The organism is Ruminiclostridium herbifermentans (assembly GCF_005473905.2).
GTDB lineage: Bacteria > Bacillota > Clostridia > Acetivibrionales > DSM-1351 > Ruminiclostridium > Ruminiclostridium herbifermentans.
The window spans coordinates 3,198,891-3,220,050 of sequence record NZ_CP061336.1 but is presented as its reverse complement, the minus strand read 5'-3'; the positions used below and the strand labels follow the sequence as shown (position 1 = coordinate 3,220,050).

Genomic DNA, 21,160 nt, shown 5'->3' with positions numbered 1-21,160 from the left:
AAATCAAATGGAAGTGTTGACCATACAGCAATGTCTTTATTTTGCTTTGAAAGTGCAGTTTTACAATATTATTAAAAACAATGAAAATATCAAAAGTGAACATATTAAGCTAGTATAATGTGACCCAATTTTTGGAAACAATATTATTGTGAATACCAATGCATTACTGTACGCAATTTAGTGATAGCTAATAGTACTTTTAATGCTTAAGGCAGGTAAATAATTAGTTTTCAAAAAAGGGGTTTTTTTATGCATAGAAGAATAAGAATATTACTTTTTATATTTTTAGCAGTGTTTTCATGCCTAATTACTAGACTATTTTATATTCAAATAGTTGGAGGTAATTCCATGGCAAAGGAAGCTTCTGCACAGAGATCAAGTAATGTTAATATAGAAAGTGCAAGAGGAGATTTTATAGACAGAAATGGTATAAGGCTTACCAACAGAACGCCTGGAATTACTCTTGTTTTAAAACCTGCACTTTTGCGGGATCAAATGTCTTCAGTTGAGCAAATATGCAGGTTTGTAGGATTAGATGTTGAAAAAACAAAGGAAAAAATTCAAAGATATAATACACCCATTTTAGTTGAAATTGATAAAGAAACAAAGTCTATTCTTGCCAATATGAATATTGAAGGAATTTCATTTTTAAATTCACTAAATAGATACAATACAGATACCAAAGCTAAGCATTTATTAGGCTATTTAAATAAGGTAGATAAAATAGGGATTAATGGTTTAGAAAAGCTTTATGAAAAGACATTGAATTATGGACATGAGGATTCGCTTGCCGTAATTACTGATAGTAATAATGAACTGCTCAATGGCCTAGGTTACAGGATTATTAAAGGCGACGATAAAACTAAAAAGCTAGATATAAGACTTACAATTGATTATCATATACAGGCAACTATAGAAGAAGCATTGGATAAAAGAGGCCTAACAGGTGCGATTGTTGTTGAAAACGTTAATAATGGTGATATTGTAGCTATGTGCAGTAAGCCTGATTTTGATCCTAATGATATTGAAAAGTATTTATCAAATAATAAGAGACCATTGTTTAACAGAGCTGTGGCCCAGTACAATTTAGGCTCGGTATTTAAATTAATTGATTTGGCTGCAATGTTTGAAAAAAATCCGAATTTTGATATGATTTATAATTGTCCCGGATATATTCAAGTGGGTGACAAGGAGTTTAAATGTTCATCATATGAGAAGGGGGGACATGGAACTATTGAAATAAACAGTGCATTAGCACTTTCCTGCAATTCTTATTTTATAAATATGGCACTGGACTTAGGAGCAGACCCGATTTTGTCAATGTGTAATACATTAGGACTAGGTAATAATACTGGATTATCTTTACAGGGGATTGATGAGGCAAAAGGATTTGTTTCCCCATTATCAGATATAAAAAATCCTGGAGATATTGCAAATGTTTCTATTGGGCAGGGTCAGATATTAGCTACACCAGTTCAGATTGCTGATTTAGTTGCCACTATAGCTAATGGTGGAATAAAGAATAATATTAATGTTGTTGATTGTGTGGTAAACAAAGAAGGAAATAAAGTTAGAGATTTGAAAGAAATAAGCCAAAAGCGAGTACTATCAGAGGTAACTGCCAAAAGATTAAAACGTCTTATGGAGGGAGTAGTAAGCATAGGGACTGGAAAACAGGCAAATCTTGATGGTTACGGTGGGGCAGGTGGAAAGACTGGAAGTGCTGAAACTGGACAATACATTGATGGAGAAAAAATAATACAAGCATGGTTTGCGGGTTATTTTCCTGCAAATGCACCAAAATATTCAGTAGCAATTTTTATTGAAGACGGTAAAAGTGGAGGAACTGCTGCTGCACCTATTTTCGCTGAGATTGGTGCTGAAATAATGAGTAAAGGATTATGAGGCTGCTACTTTTTATAAAATATGATTGTTATATTAGGGACTAGGATTACTTAATAAATAGGTAGTCCTTTTATATTAATTATAGAAAGAAGGTGGCAAAGATGGAACTAAACATTATTATTACATGTGTGGCAGCTATTTGTGGAATTATATTTGGCTATCTTACGATGCAGGCTAGAATTAAAAGTGAGTCAAAGCAAAGTGGGATTGAAGCAGGACAACTTAAGGTAGATATTGACTATATAAAGCGTAGCAGCGATACTACATTGCTTGAACTAAAATGCCTGAATCGTACAGTAAATAACCATGCTAATAGGTTGGCACGTGTGGAAGAGAGTACAAAACAAGCTCATTTAAGGATTAATGAAATAAGAGAAGAGCTAGGTAAGGATAGTTAATATATACATAAAAGGTGTAAAGTATATATAACTGATTAGATGTTCAGCAATATATAAATTAATGTTGATACATCGCTTTGTATGTTGTTATAGCAAAACTAGGTAATAATAATGAGATTAGAAAATATCCCACAGTAATAAGGTGGGTACAGCTTTGGTTTCAGACGTGAAATAGAACTTCTACCTCATTGAAACGCCAATGAAGAAGTGAAATTTTCTACGACCTTTTCTATGATTTTTATATTAATTGAAAAATTTCACTTTGAATCTTGGCATTATAACGAGGCAAGTAAATTTCCCTCCTGCAATAAGTGGTGGGTACAGCTTTAGTTTCAGACGGTGAAAAAAATAAATCCTTCCTCATTGAAACGCCGCTGAAGCAATTAAATATTCTGCGATTTTTTCTTTAATCGAAAATTTAATTTTGAATCCAGATGTTATAAAAAGACCCCCAAGTATAATTTCTTGGGGGTCGAACATTAGCTAAATTTTCCACAACATTAAATGTAATACTTTTCACATAAAAAAATAAAAGATATAGTTAATCACTGTTTATGCTGCGCAATACATTAACAGTGACCACTAGTGTTGGACGCATTTGCCCTAACACTGCATATGATTTAATTTAAAATGTGATTCCAAATTTTATATTATAATTAGTATTAGATTTGTTAAAGAATAAAATTATATTTGGTTACAAATGATACTAATTAGTTCAGCTTTTAGTGATTGAATAGCATCTTCTCTAGGCAACATTATGTACTTTGACAGGTATTCAATATCATATGCAAATAGATTAAGAATTTCGTCCATAGAATTTTTATCGCCTTGTTTTGCCAATTTTACTGTATTTCTAAATTCTGTATTGTCTCGCGCAATAGATCTAACCCCTTTTTTTTCCATTTATTCACCCCCTGTTGAGTAATATTTAATTGTTTTGCTACTTCTTTTTCAGTCATGCCATAGATAATGGTTTTTTCCAAAATATATCTACATTTTTCCCAAGGTATAGTGTTTAACAGACTTTCTACAAAAATTTTTGATATAATTTCTGCTTCAAAACCAATTTCAGATGCCTGTTCTTCAAATAGCATTTGATGTTCCCGTATTTGCTTTATACGACTCTTATATTGTATTCTCCATGCTGCTCTCCTTAATAGCTTTCTGCAATTTTCCACTGTGATGTCATCATTTGTTTCCATAATAAACCTCCATAGTTGACGAATTTTGGATATTATATTTTAGTTGTGGATAATTACTTTTTTGCATTTAGTAAAATAATCTATATTCTTGTTATTTTCGCTACAGCTGGAAGTAATTCACATGAGTTATTGCGACGTTTTTCATTAGTTGAGGGTAAATTAAAGTGTTTTTACTAATATAGTAAAATATTACATCAAATTAACAACTATCCTTTAAAAAAATTACATAAATGAAATATATAAATACTTTTTATATAATGTAGTAATTAAGATATATATTAAATGATTGTTATATAAAGTTGTAATTAAGAAATATTTTAAGTATTTTTTGTATAAAGTTGAAATTAAGAAAAATATTAAAAAATTTTTTATAATAAGTTGTAATCAAGAAATATAAGTTACCTTAATAATATGAGGGAGGTGTACATAGAAAGGGGTGATTATTTTCAGAGGGAAATTAAAGCTTATGTAAAAAAGCAAGGAGGAGGTCAATCAAAAAAGGCTGATGTTTGGCTTAAGTTTAAGCTTTTTATTAAGCCAATCTGTGTTTATAGCTGGCTAAGGCTATTGAAAAGCTAGCAATAAATTTTCAGAAATGTTAAGCCTTAATTGAAGTAAGTAAACTTTATGGAGGGTAAAAATGATGAAACATGTAAAGACACTATTTCAAAAAGTAAATAGTTGTTTTGGGAAGCAGAAGATATTTTTGTACTTCTGTATGTTGTTTATACTGTCTGCATTTTTTACAGTAACAATAAACCAAAATGATGTATATGCTGCAGCAGAGCCTGCTGGAACAATATACGCTGCATCTCCAATACGCCAACAAATTAGGTTGGGGCAGGCAACATCAGTAGTCCCGGGAGGACGTGGATTTATGCTTCCACAGGCAGTTGTGGTTAAGGATAAATCAGGTAATCCTATACAAGGGCTACAAATAACATTTGAGGTTTTTGACAATAGTACAATTTCTGCTTCAATGAGAGGATCTAATAGCAAAATTGTAAAAATTATGACTGATGCAAATGGTATGGCTTTAGCTACTAATACCCATGCAAGCTATTTAGGAGAAGGATACCAAGTATATTCAAGGGTAACAAAAGCTGTAGAAACAATAACGGTTACTGCCAGTGCTCCAGGTTTTAATACCATAACCTTTGAAGTAGAGGTAGGAACAGTTGGCGGAAATATTTATGACAATACAAATCCGTTTATTTTCGTAAGTGCAAAAAATGATGATGGCACTACTTATATAGCAGGAACTTGGGCAAGGGATCCAGTTACTGTTACGTACAGTGCAACAGATAGTTTGTCGGAAATAATATATTTAACACCTGAACAGATTTTCAGTAAAGATGGTGCAAATCAATTTGCAGTAGGTGAGGCTATTGATGCTGTAAATCTGTCTCAAAGTATAAGTTTTGGACCAATTAATATAGATAGAACTGCACCTATTACATATGTATCAGATACAGAACCTGAATTTGGTGATTGGAACAATGATGCAGTTGAAGTTGAATTTTATGCAACTGATAATGTATCTGGTGTAGCTGCTATATATTATAAAATTAATGATGAAGAACCTGTAAAAATTGAAAGTAATAATTTTATTACAACAGTAAACACCGAAGGAATAAATCAAATAAAATATTGGGCAGTTGATATAGCAGGTAATATAGAGGATGAACAAACGCTCACAGTTAAAATTGATAAAAGTAGTCCGACATTAACTAAAAGATTATCACCAAATGAAAATTCAAATGGCTGGAATGATACGGCTGTAGAATTATATCTTACTGCTGAAGACATGTATTCGGGAGTTAGAGAAATTTATTATCAAGTAGGTGATGAAGACGAGGCTCAGGCAATTGGAAATTCTGCGATAGTCTCAATATATGAAGAGGGAACAACAAAAGTTACTTTTTGGGCTGTAGACAATTTGGGCTTTGTTTCCGAAAAAGAAACGGTTAGTGTAAATATTGATAAAACTAACCCAGTTCTTACAGTTCCTATGGATATTACTCTTGAAGCTACAGCTATAAAAACACCTGTTTTACTAGGAACTCCAACTGTAGTGGATATTTCAGAAGTAAAAATAACCAATGATGCTCCACAAGATGGGTTTCCAGTTGGAGTTACAAAGGTTAAGTGGATTGCAGAGGATTCAGTTGGAAAAATTACAGAAGGCGTTCAGACTATTACTGTAAAAGATACTACTAAACCATTACTTACTGTACAAGGTAATATAGTTAAAGAAGCAACAGGTATTTTAACCCCTGTGGTAGTCGGTCCTGCTGAGGCAAAGGATATTTTTAGTGTAAACATTACCAATGATGCTCCACAGGAGGGTTTTCCTCTTGGAGATACTAAAGTAACCTTTACTGCAACCGATGCAAATGGTAATAGCGTTACAGCAATACAATATGTAACTATAAAAGATAGAACACCACCAGTACTAACACTTCCTGCTGATATTACTTCATATGAGGCTACAGCAGTAAGGACACCTATTGATATAGGTATGGCAACAGCAACAGATATTTTTGAGGTAACCATAGGTAACAATGCACCAGCAGATTATGTAGTGGGAACAACTGATGTGGCATGGACAGCAACAGATGCAAACGGAAATGTTTCCACAGGTATTCAAAAGATTACCGTTGTAGATACTACGAAGCCTGTATTAAATATTCCTGATGACATTACGATTGAGGCTACTGCTAGGAGAATGAAGATAGATATTGGTGAGGCAACAGCAACAGATATATTTGCTGTATCCATTAAAAATGATGCTCCTGCAGATTTTGGTGTGGGAACAACCAAAGTAACATGGACAGCTACTGATGCAAATGGTAATGTTACAACTAAAGTTCAGAATATTACTGTTACAGACACAACAAAGCCTGAGATTAAAGTAAAAGATGATATTATTATAGAGGCGACAGGAAGAACAACTCCTGTTCAGCTTGCTTTACCAGATGTAAGTGATATTTTTGAGACAACTATTACTAACAATGCTCCTGAAAATAACATATTCCCATTAGGAAAAACAACAGTTACCTGGACTGTAAAAGATTCTAATGGAAATGTTTCGACAGGAGTACAAATTGTAAATGTTGTTGATACTACAAAGCCATTACTTACATTACCAAAAGATATAATGGTAGAGGCAACAGCAATTAGAACGCCTGTTGAAATTGGTACTGCAAATGCGACAGATATTTTTAATGTGACTATTAAAAATAATGCACCAGCAGATTATCCAGTAGGAGAAACAAAAGTAATATGGACAGCAACAGATGAAAATGGAAATATTACTGAAGGTATACAAACCATCATAGTTGTAGATACTACAAAACCTGTTATCAGTATTAGCGGGAATACAACAAATGTAGAAGCAACAGGAAGAAGAACTCCTGTAACTTTTAAAGCTACTGCAACAGATATATTTAAAGTGACCATAACAGATAATGCTCCAGCAGATTATCCTCTTGGAGAGACTATAGTGACTGTAACAGCTACAGACGAAAATGGAAATATCGCATCTAAAGATGTAAAGGTTACTGTAGTTGATACAACTAAACCATTGATGGAATTACCACCTGATATGACTGTAGAAGCAAATGCTGTAAGATCAATTATTGATATAGGACAACCAGAGGTATCAGATATTTTTGATTGTACAGTTGAAAATGATGCACCAGCAGATTATCCAATAGGTATTACAAAAGTAATATGGACAGCTACTGATGAAAATGGAAATACCAGTATTGGAACACAGATTATTACTGTAAAAGATACAACAAAACCTGAACTTATAGTACCTGAGGATATTATTGCAGAAGCAACAGCAGTGCTTAGCCCTATTTCACTTGGTAAAGCCATTGCAAATGATATTTTTGATGTGACAATTAAGAATAACGCACCTGAAGCTTTTGGTTTAGGACAGACTGTTGTTACATGGACAGCAACCGATGCAAATGGAAATGTTACAACAGATACACAAAGAGTAATTGTTAAGGACACTACTCCACCAGCTATAGTATCTATTGAAGATTTGACAATAGAGGCTACTGATATTTTAACACCTGTAGATTTGGTTGAACCTAAAGTAACAGAAATATTTAAAGTTACTATGAGTAACGATGCACCTGAGGCATTCCCACTTGGGACTACAAAGGTAGTGTGGACTATAAAAGATGAGAATGGTAATTCTACAACTGCAATTCAATCTGTAACAATTGTAGATACTACAAAACCTGTTCTCAATCTTCCTGCTGATATAAAATTGGAAGCGACAGCAGTTAGGACACCTGTAAACCTTATTCAAGCAACAGCAAGTGATATATTTGGTGCGGATGTAACAAGCGATGCACCAGTTGATTTCCCAGTTGGAGTTACTACAATTACATGGACTGCAACTGATAAAAATGGAAATATCACTACTGGAACACAAAAGGTGACAATTGAGGATACAACAAAGCCTATATTAACAGTACCAGAAGCTATTAAAGCAGAAGCAACTGATATCAGAACAGCTTTAAACATTGGAATGGCAAAGGCTACAGATATATTCCCAGTTCTTATTACAAATGATGCTCCTGCAGATTTTCCAATAGGAAATACTATAGTAAAATGGACAGCAACAGATGAAAATGGAAATGTATCAACAGCAGAGCAGCTAATTACTATTGAAGATACTACAAAACCAGTATTAATATTGCCAGAAGATATAACTACAGAGGCAACAGCAAGAAAAACACCTGTGAATATTGGAGAAGCAAAAGCAATTGATATCTTTAAGGTTAATATCACAAATGATGCTCCAGCAGAATATCCATTAGGAAAAACGATTGTAATATGGACAGCTATTGATGAAAACGGAAATGTTTCAAAAGCAGAACAGGTTATTACAATAGTAGATACTACAGCCCCAGAGCTTAATGTACCTAATAACATAGAAACAGAAGCAACAGCAATAAATACACCTGTGAGTATTGGATTGGCAACAGCAACAGACATATTTAACGTAACTGTTACAAGTGATGCACCAGTTGTTTATCCAATAGGAGAAACTATTGTAACGTGGACTGCAAAAGATGAAAATGGAAATGTTTCAACAAAAGAGCAGATTATTAAAATAGTAGATACTACTAAACCAGTACTTAAAGTACCTGATAATATAGAAGCAGAAGCAACAGCAATAAAAACACCAATAAATATTAGAGAAGCAACAGCAACTGATATTTTTAAGGTGGATATAGTAAATGATGCACCTGAAGCTTTTCCTGTAGGTGTAACTATAGTAAAATGGACAGCAACAGATGCAAATGGAAATGTATCAGAAGCTGAGCAAATTATCAAAATAGTGGATAGTACAAAGCCTGTATTGGTTATACCAGCTTCAATAACAACAGAAGCAACATCAATAAGAACACCTGTAGATATTGGTAAGGCAACAGCAACTGACATATTCCCAGTAGAACTTATTAACGATGCACCAGCAGACTATCCAATAGGAGAAACTATAATACATTGGAAAGCAACAGATGCAAATGGAAATGTATCAGAAGCAGAACAAGTTATCAAAATAGTAGATACTACAAAGCCTGTACTAGTAGTACCTGGACCAGTAACAGCAGAAGCCATTGCTATTGAAACACCAGTAAACATAGGAGGAGCAACAGCAAGTGATATTTTTGAGGTAGTTATTACAAGTGATGCGCCTGAGAAATATTTGCTTGGTGAGACAGTAGTAACATGGACAGCAACTGATGCAAATGGAAATGTATCAACAGCAGAGCAGGTTATTACAATAGTGGATACTACAAAACCAGTAATTACAGCTCCTGCAGATATAAAAGAAGAAGCAACTGCTATTAATACACCTGTAGACATTGGACAGGCAACAGCAACTGATATTTATCCAGTTACTATTACTAGTGATAAACCTGAAAGCTACACTTTAGGAGAAACAATAGTAACTTGGAAAGCAACAGATGCAAATGGAAATGAATCAACAGCGACGCAGAAGATAACAATAGTAGATACTACTCCGCCAGAGATAATTAAACCTAAGCCTTTAATAATTGAAGCGACTGCACTGAAGACACCCGTAAATTTGGTTTCACCAGAAACAAGAGATATTTATGAGGTTACTACTTCACATAATGCACCTGCAGGTGGCTTCACATTAGGCAAAACTGAGGTAATATGGACAGCAACAGATGCAAACGGAAATGTATCAACTGAGATTCAGGAAATCATTATAGTTGACACTACAAAACCTGTAATAACTGCTCCAAAGGATATAATAATGGAAGCAACAGCAGTCAGGACACTTGTAGATTTAGGCTCACCAACAACATTTGATATATTTAAGGTGACAACTACAAATGATGCACCAGCAGATTTCCCTGTAGGAACAACTGTTGTAGTTTGGACAGCAACTGATGAAAATGGCAATGTTGCAACAGCAGAACAAAAAGTTACAATTGTAGATACTACAAAGCCAGAGTTAACTGTACCAGCAGATGTAACAGCAGAAGCAACTGCTATTAATACACCTGTTGATATAGGTGAAGCAACAGCTACTGATATATTTGAAGTAACTATTGTAAATGATGATCCTAAAGAATATAAGCTAGGAGAAACAATAGTAACATGGACAGCGACAGATGAAAATGGCAATGTATCAACAAAAAAACAAAAGATAACAATAAAAGATACTACTCCGCCAGAATTGACTGTACCAGAGAATATAACAGCAGAAGCAGTAGCTATCAATACACCTGTTGATATAGGTGAAGCAACAGCTACTGATATTTATCCAGTTACTATAACATGTGATAAGCCTGATAGCTATAAATTAGGTACAACACCAGTAACATGGACAGCAACAGATGCAAATGGAAATGTTACTAAAAAAGTACAGCTTATTACAATAGTAGATACTACAAAACCAGTAGTAATTCCGCCAGCAGATATTGAGAAAGAAGCAACAGCGGTATTAACACCTGTGAATATTGGAGTTCCAACTACAAGTGATATATATAAAATGACTGTTAAGAATGATGCACCAGCTGCATTTCCAATAGGAACTACTATAGTAAAATGGGAAGTAATTGATGAAAATGGAAATGTAACTATAGTTGAACAGAAAATCACAATAGTAGATACAACTCCGCCAGAGCTGATAGTACCAAAGGATATTACAGAAGAGGCAACAGCAGTAAGAACACCTTTAAAAATAGGTGAAGCTACAGCAAGTGACATATTCAAAATTACTGTTACAAATGATGCACCTGCAGATTTCCCAATAGGAGAAACTATTGTAACATGGACAGCAACAGATGAAAATGGAAATGTTTCTAAAGCAGAGCAGAGAATTACAATTGTAGATACTACAAAGCCAGAATTGACTGTACCAGATGATATTGTAACAGAAGCGACTGCAATAGAAACACCAGTCGACATTGGAGAAGCAATAGCTAGTGATATCTTTGAAGTAACTCTGATTAATGATGCTCCTGAAGTATATCCATTAGGTACAAAAACTGTAAAATGGACAGCAACAGATGCAAATGGAAATGTAACAACAAAAGAGCAGAAGATAACAATAAAAGATACTACAAGACCAGAACTTATAGTACCAGAAGATATAACAGTAGAAGCAACAGCAATAAGAACACCTGTTGACATTGGAGAAGCGACAGCTACTGACATCTTCAAAGTAACTATTACAAATAATGCCTTAGCAGATTATCCATTAGGAAAAACAGTAGTAACCTGGAAAGCAACGGATGAGAATGGAAATGTATCAACAGCTGAACAGGTTATAACAGTAGTAGACACTACAAAACCAGTGCTTAAAGTACCAGGAGATATAGTTGCAGAAGCAACAGCATTGTTAACTCCTCTTGATATAGGAGTAGGAATAGCAACTGATATCTTTGATGTGGCTTTATCAAATGATGCACCTGCTGCATATCCATTAGGAATTACTATTGTGACATGGACAGCTATTGATGAAAATGGAAATATTGCAACAGGTAAACAAAGAATTAGAATAGTAGATACTACGAAACCAGTGCTTAGTGTACCAAAAGATATAACAGCAGAAGCAACAGCGATAAGAACACCTGTAGATATAGGACAGGCAGAAGCAACAGACATTTTCCCTGTGACTATAACAAATGATGCACCTGCAGACTACCAGATTGGAACTACTAGAGTAACATGGATAGCAACAGATGCAAATGGAAATGTAACAACAGCTGAACAAAAGATTACAATAGTAGATACTACTGCGCCTAAATTAATAGTACCAAAGGATATAGTTGCAGAAGCAACAGCTCTGAGGACTCCTGTAGATATAGGTATAGCAACAGCAACAGACATATTCCCAGTGACTATTACTAATAATGCACCTGCAGACTATCCAATTGGAATAACAGAAGTTATTTGGACAGCAATTGATGAAAACGGAAATGTAACAACTGCTGTACAAAAAATTATAATAGTAGATACTACTGCGCCAGAGCTTATAGTACCAAAGGATATAGCTGCAGAAGCAACAGCTCTGAGGACTCCTGTAGATATAGGTATAGCAACAGCAACAGACATATTCCCAGTGACTATTACTAATAATGCACCTGCAGACTATCCAATAGGCGATACAACTGTAACATGGACAGCAACAGATGCAAACGGAAATGTTACTACAAAAGAGCAAGTTGTAACAATAATTGATACAACAATGCCAGTATTAGTATTACCTAACGATATAGTAAAAGAAGCTACTGGCATAAGAACGCCTGTTGACATTGGTAATGCAGTAGCAACTGATATTTTTGAGACTACAATAAGAAATAATGCACCTGTAGATTATCCAATAGGAGATACATATGTAGTTTGGATAGCGAAGGATGAAAACCTTAATGTTGCAACAGGACGCCAGAAGATAACAATAGTAGATACTACAAAGCCAGAATTAACAGTACCTGCTGATGTTACTGTTACTGCAACTGGCATTAGAACAGTTGTGGCAATTGGACAAGCTACAGCGAAAGACATATTTGATGTAACAATATCAAATAATGCTCCAGCTGACTTCCCTGTGGGAGAAACATTGGTAACATGGACAGCAACAGATGCAAATGGTAATATAACTACTGCAGTTCAAAAAGTTACTGTAAAGCCTGTTCAAAATACTGTGTTACTGAAAGCATATAATTCAAATAAAGCAGATACAACAAATACCCTTGATCCAAGAATTATGCTTCAGAATACAAGCAACACAACAATTAATCTTTCAGACATAAAGATTAGATACTATTATACTGTAGATGGTGACAAAGGGCAGTCATACTATTGTGATTATGCACAAGTTGGAGGTTCTGGTGCACAACGTGCTATTACTTCAAGCGTGACAGGAACTGCTCAAAAGAGTACAGCAAAGCCTGGAAGCGATTATTATCTCGAAATCAGTTTTTCAAGTAATGCTGGTACTCTGAATCCAGGGGAAAAAGTTGAAATTCAAGGTAGACTTACAAAAACAGACTGGACAAACTATACACAGACTAATGACTATTCATTTAATCCAACAGCTACAGAATATACTGAAAACACTAAGATAACAGTATATTTATCAGGTAATCTATTTTATGGCGTAGAGCCATAACAAAAAACAGTGCTTTTAGGCTACTCCTAATTAGGGGTAGCCTAAAAGTATTTTATCGGTAAAGAAGAACTAAAATTTACCATTAAAATTGTAGATTTTAAGTTTATCAATGTTTAAATTTTCTTTCCACATTCACACTTCATGGTTCATAGTGTGAAAAAACATTAAATGAACTCTAAAATTTGATATGGTAGTATTTTACCCTATGAAATTTACTAATAGTTAGAGTAGATTTCAGGGGAGTGATAGCAAAAATGCAGACACAAAAATCGGCAGATCAAAAGTCAGAGCAGTCATCGGGAAGAGTTAGCAATAACCTTAAAAATGTTCCTGCATCTCAAAAGCCCACCACAAAAAATAGTACAGTTAGAACAACTGAATATAGAAAAATGATAGAAATATGTCTAACTGATCCAGATTCTGTTACACGTGATGAATTTATTGCATTCCAAAGTGCAATGGGATATGGACAGACAGTCAGACTTCTGGAAGAAGGAAAACGCCGTAAAATGGCTAGAAATGGTGAGAATAAGGGGGCAGAAGCAAATTCTGCAGCAGATAATCTTAAGCAGAAAGTAGACATAGCAAAATCGGCTAAAAATGAAGTAGATAGTAAAAATGAAATGCAAACAGATAAAGTATCAACAGCAAATAGCTTAACAAAGACTATTATAGATACTGCAAAAACTAAAAAGAATGAGCCTGTAGCTGAGCAAAAGACTGCAGCTCAGTCAACTGCAAAGACAGACGCTCAGGCTGAACAAAAGACAGCTACCCAATCGGCGACAAAGACAGCAGCCCCAGCAGCAGCGAAAACAGCGGCTCAGCCAGCAGCAAAGACAGCAGCCCCTGCAGCAGCGAAAACCGCAGCTCAGCCAGCAGCAAAGACGACAGCTTCTGCAGCAGCGAATACAGCAGCTCAGCCAGCAGCAAAGACGACAGCTCCTGCAGCAGCGAAAACAGCGGCTCAGCCAGCAGCAAAGACGGCAGCTCCTGCAGCACCTATAACAGCGGCCCAGCCAGCAGCAAAGACGACAGCTCCTGCAGCAGCGAATACAGCGGCTCAGCCAGCAGCAAAGACGGTAGCCCCAGCAGCAGCGAATGCAGCGGCCCAGCCAGCAGCAAAGACGGTAGCCCCAGCAGCAGCGAATACAGCGGCCCAGCCAGCAGCAAAGACGGCAGCTCCAGCAGCAGCGAATACAGTGGCTCAGCCAGCAGCAAAGACGACAGCTCCTGCAGCACCTATAACAGCGGCTCAGTCAGCAGTTCAGGCAACACCGAATACAGCACAAAAGTCAGCAGCCCAAGCTGTTAACAATGCAGTAGCACAAAAAAAACAAAAAGCAGTAGGGACAGTAGGAAATGTATCGGCGCAGGCAGAACCAAAAGAGGAACGAAAGGAAAAAGCCACTGAGAAATCAGCGCTAGAAACAGTGTTACCTACAGCTGACAAGAAAGCTGAACAAAAAGCACAGAAGCCAGCCGCAGAAACATCTTCAAAAGCAACTGAGGAGCCATCTTCAAAAAATCAAACTAATAAGGAGAAAAACAAAGAAGGCAATAAAGCTGATTCTTCAAAGTCAGAGGGAGGCTCTGCTCTTGGAAAAGGAGAAGGAGGAGCACAAGGCCCAAGCGCTCAAAAAATTAATGATAGTCTTAAACCCAAAAGAGAAGTAAAGCCTGCACCTAAAATAACTGGTGAGAATCCTGGAGAAATATTGAGTAAGTTAGGTAGTGCAGATGCAACTCAGGTTATAAATACCTTCTCTGAGGCAAATGCTGCTTCACAAGGAGCCTTTGATAAGGAAAAAGATAAAGCTCAGAAGTTATTACCTGAAATACCGACACCTACAGGATTAGAACCTGTAGATAAACAGGGTAATACAGATAAAAAGCAGAATTCAATAACACATAAGGCTATAGATGCCTTTAAGTCTGCAAAAACAGGTGGAAAAGCACAGGAAGGAAATATTCAGGACTTTAATTTGCCTGAATCAGAAGACCTTGACGCTGATGATGTAATGAGGGAGGCAAAGGCTTGCACTAAGAATCCTCCTGAAATTGGTATGACAGGAGAAGCAGACCCATCACAAATAGATGGCTTTGAGTCAGAAGCTTCTCAAAGTGTTGAGAATTCCAAACAGGCTGAAGTAAGTCAAATTAAAAGAGATTTTGGAGAAAACAATATAGCACCATTAATTGATAATACTATATTGAAAGCAAAAGAAACAATACGTGCTGCAGCACCGAAAAAATTTGATATAAAGAAAATGGAACCAATAAATCCTGAGGTAGCTTCAAGAGTAGATCCTTCTTTAAATGATACACTGCAAGCTTACATGAGCCAGCAAAACAGTGAATATGAAAAAGGAAAAGCTGAATATGATGCAGGTGTAATGGCTGAAAAAGCAGCAGCAGATGAGAAAATAGAGAGCCACAAGGCAGAAGCCAAAGAAAAGCAGCTAATGGAGCAGGAAAAAGCAAAAGCGGATGTAGAAGGCTATAGAGAACAATGGCAAGGAGAAATTGATCAAGCTACTGCAGAATATGATACTGAAGCAAATGCTGAAGTGGAAGGTAAGAAAAAAGAAGTAGGAGATATAAAGGAAGAAAAGGACAACGAAGTAAAATCAACTCTTAAAACTGCCGAAGCTGATGCAGAAAAGGAATGTGATACAGCAAAGAAAGAGGCAGATGAGAAAGAAAAAGAAGGAGAGAAAGAGAAAAAAAGTTGGTTAGGACAAGCTTGGGACTGGGTTAAAGATAAAGCTCAAAAAGTAGTAGATGGTGTTAAAAAAGCAATTAGTGGTATATTTAATGCACTCAGAAGCGCAGTAAAAACTATATTTGAAAAAGCTAAAAAGGCAGCTCTAGATTTAATTGAAGCAGGACGTAAATTGATAGTTGATTGTATAAAAGGATTAGGAGAGATCCTTAAAAAGCTTGTTAATAAGCTATTAGAAAAATTCCCTGCTATAGCTGAGAAAATATGTGCATTAATCGATAAAGCAGTTAATGCCGCTGTAGAAGCTGTAAATAAAATAGCAGAAGGTTTGAAAAAAGCAGTAACTTTTGTTTTAGATACAATGGCAAAAGGACTTGACAACTTATTTGCAGGCTTAGAAAAGCTGTATAACGGAATTATGGATGGTTTGAAGAAGTTCCTGAGTATGGACTTTATGGAGATGCTAAAAGTTGCACTAGAAGCTGCACAGATAGCAGCAGAACTTGCATTGGCATTTGCAACTGGTGGAGGAAGCGTTTTGGTACAAATTGCTAAGTGGCTTGCTACTACACTTCCAGGACTTATTAGTAAAGCTAAGTCTATTATAGGATTTGTAAATACAATTAGAAGTATCAAGCTTAGTGATATAAAAGAAATGCTTAGTCCGTCTGGATTAGCAGATTTCCTTGTAAAAGGACTCTTTGGAGAACTTAAAGCATTACCAGGAGCAGAAGGCGAGAAGGAGGAAAAAGAAGGAGCCGAACCTGCAAGTAGTGGCGCAGAAAAGGGATTAGTAAAAATCCTGAATACTCTTACAATGGTATTTAATAAAATTAAGGGAGTGTATGGAAAAGTTGCAGGTGCAATAAATAAAGTACTCCCAGCAATTAATATCACTAATAAAAAGTGGTTTGATCCATTCAGCATGGTATATGCCGGAGTTGTAAAGGTTATTGAGGTAGCTCAAAATCCTGCACAGGCATTAAGTGAAGGAGTAGAAAAACTTAAAGAAGCAGCCGGTAATTTCTTTGGCGGTATAAAGACAAAGATAACTTCAGTTGCGGGAAGTATTAAGGAAAAGGTAGCAATCCTTGGAAAGCCAGCAGAGTTGCTCAAATTGATAATCAATAAGGGTGTTGACATGGTACTGAACTTCATAATAATGAATCCACCTTCAGCTCTCTTAAAAGCATTATTTAAACTGATAGAAGCAGTTGCTGGAAAATCTCTTGTAGAACTGATACGTCAGACTATACCGTTTGCAGATGCTTTACTTAATAAAATAGCTGAATCAGGTCCTATACAGTCTATAGCGTCACCATTACAAGAGCCTATAAATAAGGTGAGCGGTGCCATAGATGATGTTACTTCAGGAGTAACAGGTATTGTGGATGATGCAGAGCAGAAAGCTATGTCAGCATTTGGCAGTGGCGAGAAACTTATAGCAGGCTTTATTGGAGGCGGAAGTAAAGGCGGAGGCCAAGCTGGAGGTAAAGCTGGCGGTAAAGACGGCGGAGGAAAAGGCGGTGGCGGAGACTTCTTCGGCACTCTAAAATCCGGAATACATACAAGATTGGTATCATTAGGAGAACAAAATCTGAAAAACAAGGGCAAGGAGTTTGCGAAGGCTGCAGTTGATAAAGGTAAGGAAGCTGTGGCTGGTGCGGCAGGCAAACTCAAGCAAATGCTTACACCAAAAGTCAAGTTCAAGCTAGGCAATGAAGACCATGAGTTGTGGGTTGAAAGAGGCAAGAATAAGAATGTTGTAATGATGGCGAGTGAAGAAGGACCTGTAGAAGATAAGGTAAAACTTGACAATATCGCTAAAGATAAAGTAGAATCAATAAAGAATGATAATCCTGACAATATTGCAGATAAGCCAAATGACACCATTAAAAAAGAAAATGAAATAATAGCAGCAATTAAAAAATCGAATCCTGAGGGAACGCTAAAGACTGCGGGAGTAAGTGAAGCTAGAGAGGTAAAGTATGGAGAGCATCTTACTAAAGATGGAAGGAAAACAGTTTTAAAACCCAACGTAACTTATACTACCAATGAAGGATACTCATATTCTACTGATGAAAAAGGTCGTATCAGAAGTGTAGAAGGAGTATTGCAGTTAGGTTTAGCCGAAAGAAATGAATATGCTCAAAAAACGGTAGGCAGGGAAGATAGGTTATCTGAAGATGATGGTGGTCATTTAATAGCAAGTATATTTAAAGGCTCAGGTGGTTTGGATAATCTAGTAGCTATGGATGGAAATTTGAACAAAGGCGAATGGAAAAAACTCGAAAATATGTGGGCTAATGCTTTAAAAGGCAAGGATGGTAAAAAGAAGATCAACCCGAAACCCGTAAAACTAGATATTGAAGTAGTATATAAAGGAGATTCTCAACGCCCTGCTAAATTTAATATAGTTTATCAGATTGGTAAGGGTGACCCTATTGAAGTAACATTTTTAAATAAAAAAGGGGGAAAATAAATGGAAACGGTCGAAATGGAGAGAATATTTGGTAAGGTAGCTCAAAAGGTTGTGCAAATGATTCCAGAAGAATGGACAAAAGTATTTATCTATGGTGAGATATTGGAAGATGTTCAAAAAGGTTTTTTCTATTATCTTACTAAAGATAGAAATCAGCCAATTTACAGCTATTATATTCCAAAACTATTTGGTGTACCTAAGGGAAAATATGGAGAACAGAGAGAAGAGTTTCTAAATTCTCTTCAAGAACTGTGGGAAGTATTTAATAATAATGGTGAACAAGTATGGACAAGTTTAACAATGATTCTGGAGAGTACAGGAAAATTTAAAATTGACTATGACTATGAGGATTTAACTGAGGCGGATGATCATGAAAGACTTATAATATGGAAATATAAGTATCTTGGTTTAACTCCTGAGGATGAAGATGACAAAGAATTTTTAGAAGAATATTTGAAAAATGCGAAAACCGATATATCACAGGACATATAAAGCATATTCATGCAAACATATGGTAGGTGTAAGCATTTCATCACAACTTCACACAAAGGCGGTTATCTCAATAGAGGTAACTGCTCTCTTTTGCTTATATGGGCTGAAGAATATTAACCGAAAAGGTTTAACTTTGAGGCTATATATACCTTAAAATTGAAAATAAAAATTACGTATGCTTGCGAAGGTTCAAGATCCATAATGTATTTGCTAAAATGATGTGAACTTTTACAGATGAAATTTACTGGAATTTGGCGCTTGAATGTAATTGAAAGAGTACCAATAGCACTCTCTCCAAATGCCTAAATACAGCCTTTGTAGGCTATTCTGACCACCTAATTGACACACTTGCGGTCATTCCGACCACCTATGCAAAAACAATTAAACCGTCGGCACTGCCGGCGGTTGTGCTTCGGCACGGGTCGCTTGCGACCACGTGCCTTTATCCCGCACCAGAATCAATATGGGGGTTCAGCACAATTTGTTCGGAAAAGTGCCGAAAGGAACAGTGATCGATTTGCCCTCAAATTTGTTTTTAGTCTTGGCAAGGGTATTTGTACCCTACAGCTACTAGAAAATCGGAAACAGAGGTAACACGTCGCCACACAGGGGTAAGCATTTCGCAAGCAAAAAAGACGCAGCAAAAATCAATTTACTCGGCGGAGGCATAGCTACACCTAACAAAGCCCCACAGTTCATGGTGAACCCCTCCTTGACCGGCTTTTTAACTCATGATAAACTGGGACACAGCCGGGGGTTTAAGGGGGAAAATTACTTCCCAAAAATCTTAGCAAAAAACAGCATATCAAAATAAATATTAGGCAGAAAAGATTAAAACGATAATGTTTTTCTTCTCTGTTTTTTGTTTTGTCTTTTTCTCAGAATCTACTTGCAATCACTTCTCACCAGAGGTAACATCACACACAATTGAAATTTGTACTTTTGTAAGTGTTTTTACAAATAGTAAATAATTCACGTAATGAAGAACAGTATAAAGGCTCGTGAGCCTGAAATCACGTAATCAGTCACATGAAAAATGGATAGGCTAAAACTCCCTTGCGAGGATTAAGGTCAAGAGACACATCTTTACAGGATATGTCCTAATCGAATCTAACGCTCATAAAGTGCGGTTGCCGGCAGATTTTATGGAGACAAACAACGAAATGGAGGAGATATTATCTATCAAAAACGCAAGATGGCTTTTATAGGTATTGATATGCATAAAGACACACATACAGCGGTAGTTATGGACTGCTGGACAAATAAAATAGGTGAAATCACCTTTGCAAACAGACCATCGGCATATGATAAATTCATAACTGATGTGAAAAAGCTGTATGGTAATTTACAGCCGATATTCGGCTTAGAAGACACTAGAGGCTTTGGAAGGAACTTTGCTTCCTACCTTTTGGGGCATAAATACACTGTCAAGCATATAAATCCTGCTTATACAGATGCAATGCGTTCAAGTGCCCCCATGTCCAAAAAGGATGATTCCTATGATGCTTTCTGTGTAGCAAAGATACTTAGGGATATGTTGGACACACTGCCAGATGAGAGCCATGATGATTTATTCTGGACAATCCGTCAATTGGTAAAACGCAGGGATTCGATTGTACAAGGAATTATTATTGCTAAAAATCAGCTAAATGCCCAGCTTACATATGTTTACCCAAGCTACAAGGAATATTTCTGTGATGTTGATACCAAAACAGCGATGTACTTTTGGGAAACATATCCACACCCCAAATACCTCAAAGGCGTTCAACCAGAAGCTCTTTTGGAAGAATTGAGGAAGGTGCATAGGGGTACAACTGTAAAGAAAGTGAATCAAATATTGACATTATCAGAAGAGAACAGCCCAAAGGAGAAGGATTATCAAGACGAGCGTGACCTTGTTATCAAGAGCCTTGTGCGGGAATTAAAGTTCAGAAAGCAGGAAAATGAGGATATCGACAGAGAATTGGAAAGGCTGATTCAGCTTACAGGCTATAAGCTTCACACAATGCCGGGTATAAACCTTATCACAGCAGCAAGCATTATTTCAGAGATAGGTAATATTGAAAGGTTTCCTAACTCTAACAAGCTAGCTCAATTTAGCGGGGTAGCTCCAGTTAATTTCAGTTCTGCCGGAAAGGGCAAAGACCAACGCAGCAGACAGGGGAACAGGGTTTTAAATGCTATATTTCATTTCCTTGCAATCCAATTGGTATAAAGTTATAATTAATAATGTACAAATAATATTAAATAAAAATGTACAAATGGTATGATTAC

The 21,160-nt window shown here is 36.2% G+C and carries 8 protein-coding genes; 6 read left to right on the top strand and 2 right to left on the bottom strand.

The window, feature by feature from the left end; genetic code table 11:
* The first annotated feature begins 348 nt into the window (after positions 1-348).
* Both EHE19_RS13080 and EHE19_RS13075 read left to right on the top strand, forming a co-directional pair.
* A complete protein-coding gene (locus tag EHE19_RS13080) occupies positions 349-1,905 on the top strand; it encodes a peptidoglycan D,D-transpeptidase FtsI family protein (protein ID WP_244648239.1) in 1,557 nt (518 codons plus the stop codon).
* A gap of 101 nt (positions 1,906-2,006) precedes the next feature.
* The gene (locus EHE19_RS13075) at positions 2,007-2,303 is read left to right on the top strand and encodes a hypothetical protein (protein WP_137698296.1); all 297 of its coding nucleotides are present in this window, start codon (positions 2,007-2,009) and stop codon (positions 2,301-2,303) included.
* Between the two features lie 684 nt (positions 2,304-2,987).
* Here the strand turns inward: EHE19_RS13075 and EHE19_RS13070 are convergent.
* On the bottom strand, positions 2,988-3,206 hold the full coding sequence (locus tag EHE19_RS13070; protein ID WP_137698295.1) for a helix-turn-helix domain-containing protein: 219 nt from the start codon (positions 3,204-3,206) through the stop codon (positions 2,988-2,990).
* Entirely contained in the window at positions 3,146-3,505 is a 360-nt protein-coding gene (locus EHE19_RS13065) for a sigma-70 family RNA polymerase sigma factor (protein WP_137698294.1), read from the bottom strand. The genes EHE19_RS13070 and EHE19_RS13065 overlap by 61 nt, the downstream gene beginning before the upstream one ends.
* Before the next feature lie 640 nt (positions 3,506-4,145).
* Between EHE19_RS13065 and EHE19_RS13060 the strand changes: the two genes are divergently transcribed.
* The 4 genes from EHE19_RS13060 (at position 4,146) to EHE19_RS13045 (ending at position 21,101) form a co-directional block, all read left to right on the top strand.
* Complete coding sequence (locus EHE19_RS13060; RefSeq protein ID WP_137698293.1) at positions 4,146-13,187, top strand: HYR domain-containing protein; 9,042 nt, start codon at positions 4,146-4,148, stop codon at positions 13,185-13,187.
* 254 nt (positions 13,188-13,441) lie between these two features.
* On the top strand, positions 13,442-18,394 hold the full coding sequence (locus tag EHE19_RS19800; RefSeq protein WP_244648238.1) for a DNA/RNA non-specific endonuclease: 4,953 nt from the start codon (positions 13,442-13,444) through the stop codon (positions 18,392-18,394).
* A complete protein-coding gene (locus EHE19_RS13050) occupies positions 18,395-18,886 on the top strand; it encodes an immunity protein YezG family protein (protein WP_137698292.1) in 492 nt (163 codons plus the stop codon).
* A gap of 1,195 nt (positions 18,887-20,081) precedes the next feature.
* Entirely contained in the window at positions 20,082-21,101 is a 1,020-nt protein-coding gene (locus EHE19_RS13045) for an IS110 family RNA-guided transposase (RefSeq protein ID WP_137698291.1), read from the top strand.
* Positions 21,102-21,160: the final 59 nt, after the last annotated feature.

Excerpts from the sequence above, each read along its gene's own strand:
- EHE19_RS13070 (WP_137698295.1), bottom strand. The coding sequence starts at position 3,206 with ATGGAAAAAAAAGGGGTTAGATCTATTGCGCGAGACAATACAGAATTT.
- EHE19_RS13045 (WP_137698291.1), top strand. The coding sequence starts at position 20,082 with ATGGCTTTTATAGGTATTGATATGCATAAAGACACACATACAGCGGTA.
- EHE19_RS13050 (WP_137698292.1), top strand. The coding sequence starts at position 18,395 with ATGGAAACGGTCGAAATGGAGAGAATATTTGGTAAGGTAGCTCAAAAG.
- EHE19_RS13075 (WP_137698296.1), top strand. The coding sequence starts at position 2,007 with ATGGAACTAAACATTATTATTACATGTGTGGCAGCTATTTGTGGAATT.
- EHE19_RS13060 (WP_137698293.1), top strand. The coding sequence starts at position 4,146 with ATGATGAAACATGTAAAGACACTATTTCAAAAAGTAAATAGTTGTTTT.
- EHE19_RS19800 (WP_244648238.1), top strand. The coding sequence starts at position 13,442 with ATGCAGACACAAAAATCGGCAGATCAAAAGTCAGAGCAGTCATCGGGA.
- EHE19_RS13080 (WP_244648239.1), top strand. The coding sequence starts at position 349 with ATGGCAAAGGAAGCTTCTGCACAGAGATCAAGTAATGTTAATATAGAA.
- EHE19_RS13065 (WP_137698294.1), bottom strand. The coding sequence starts at position 3,505 with ATGGAAACAAATGATGACATCACAGTGGAAAATTGCAGAAAGCTATTA.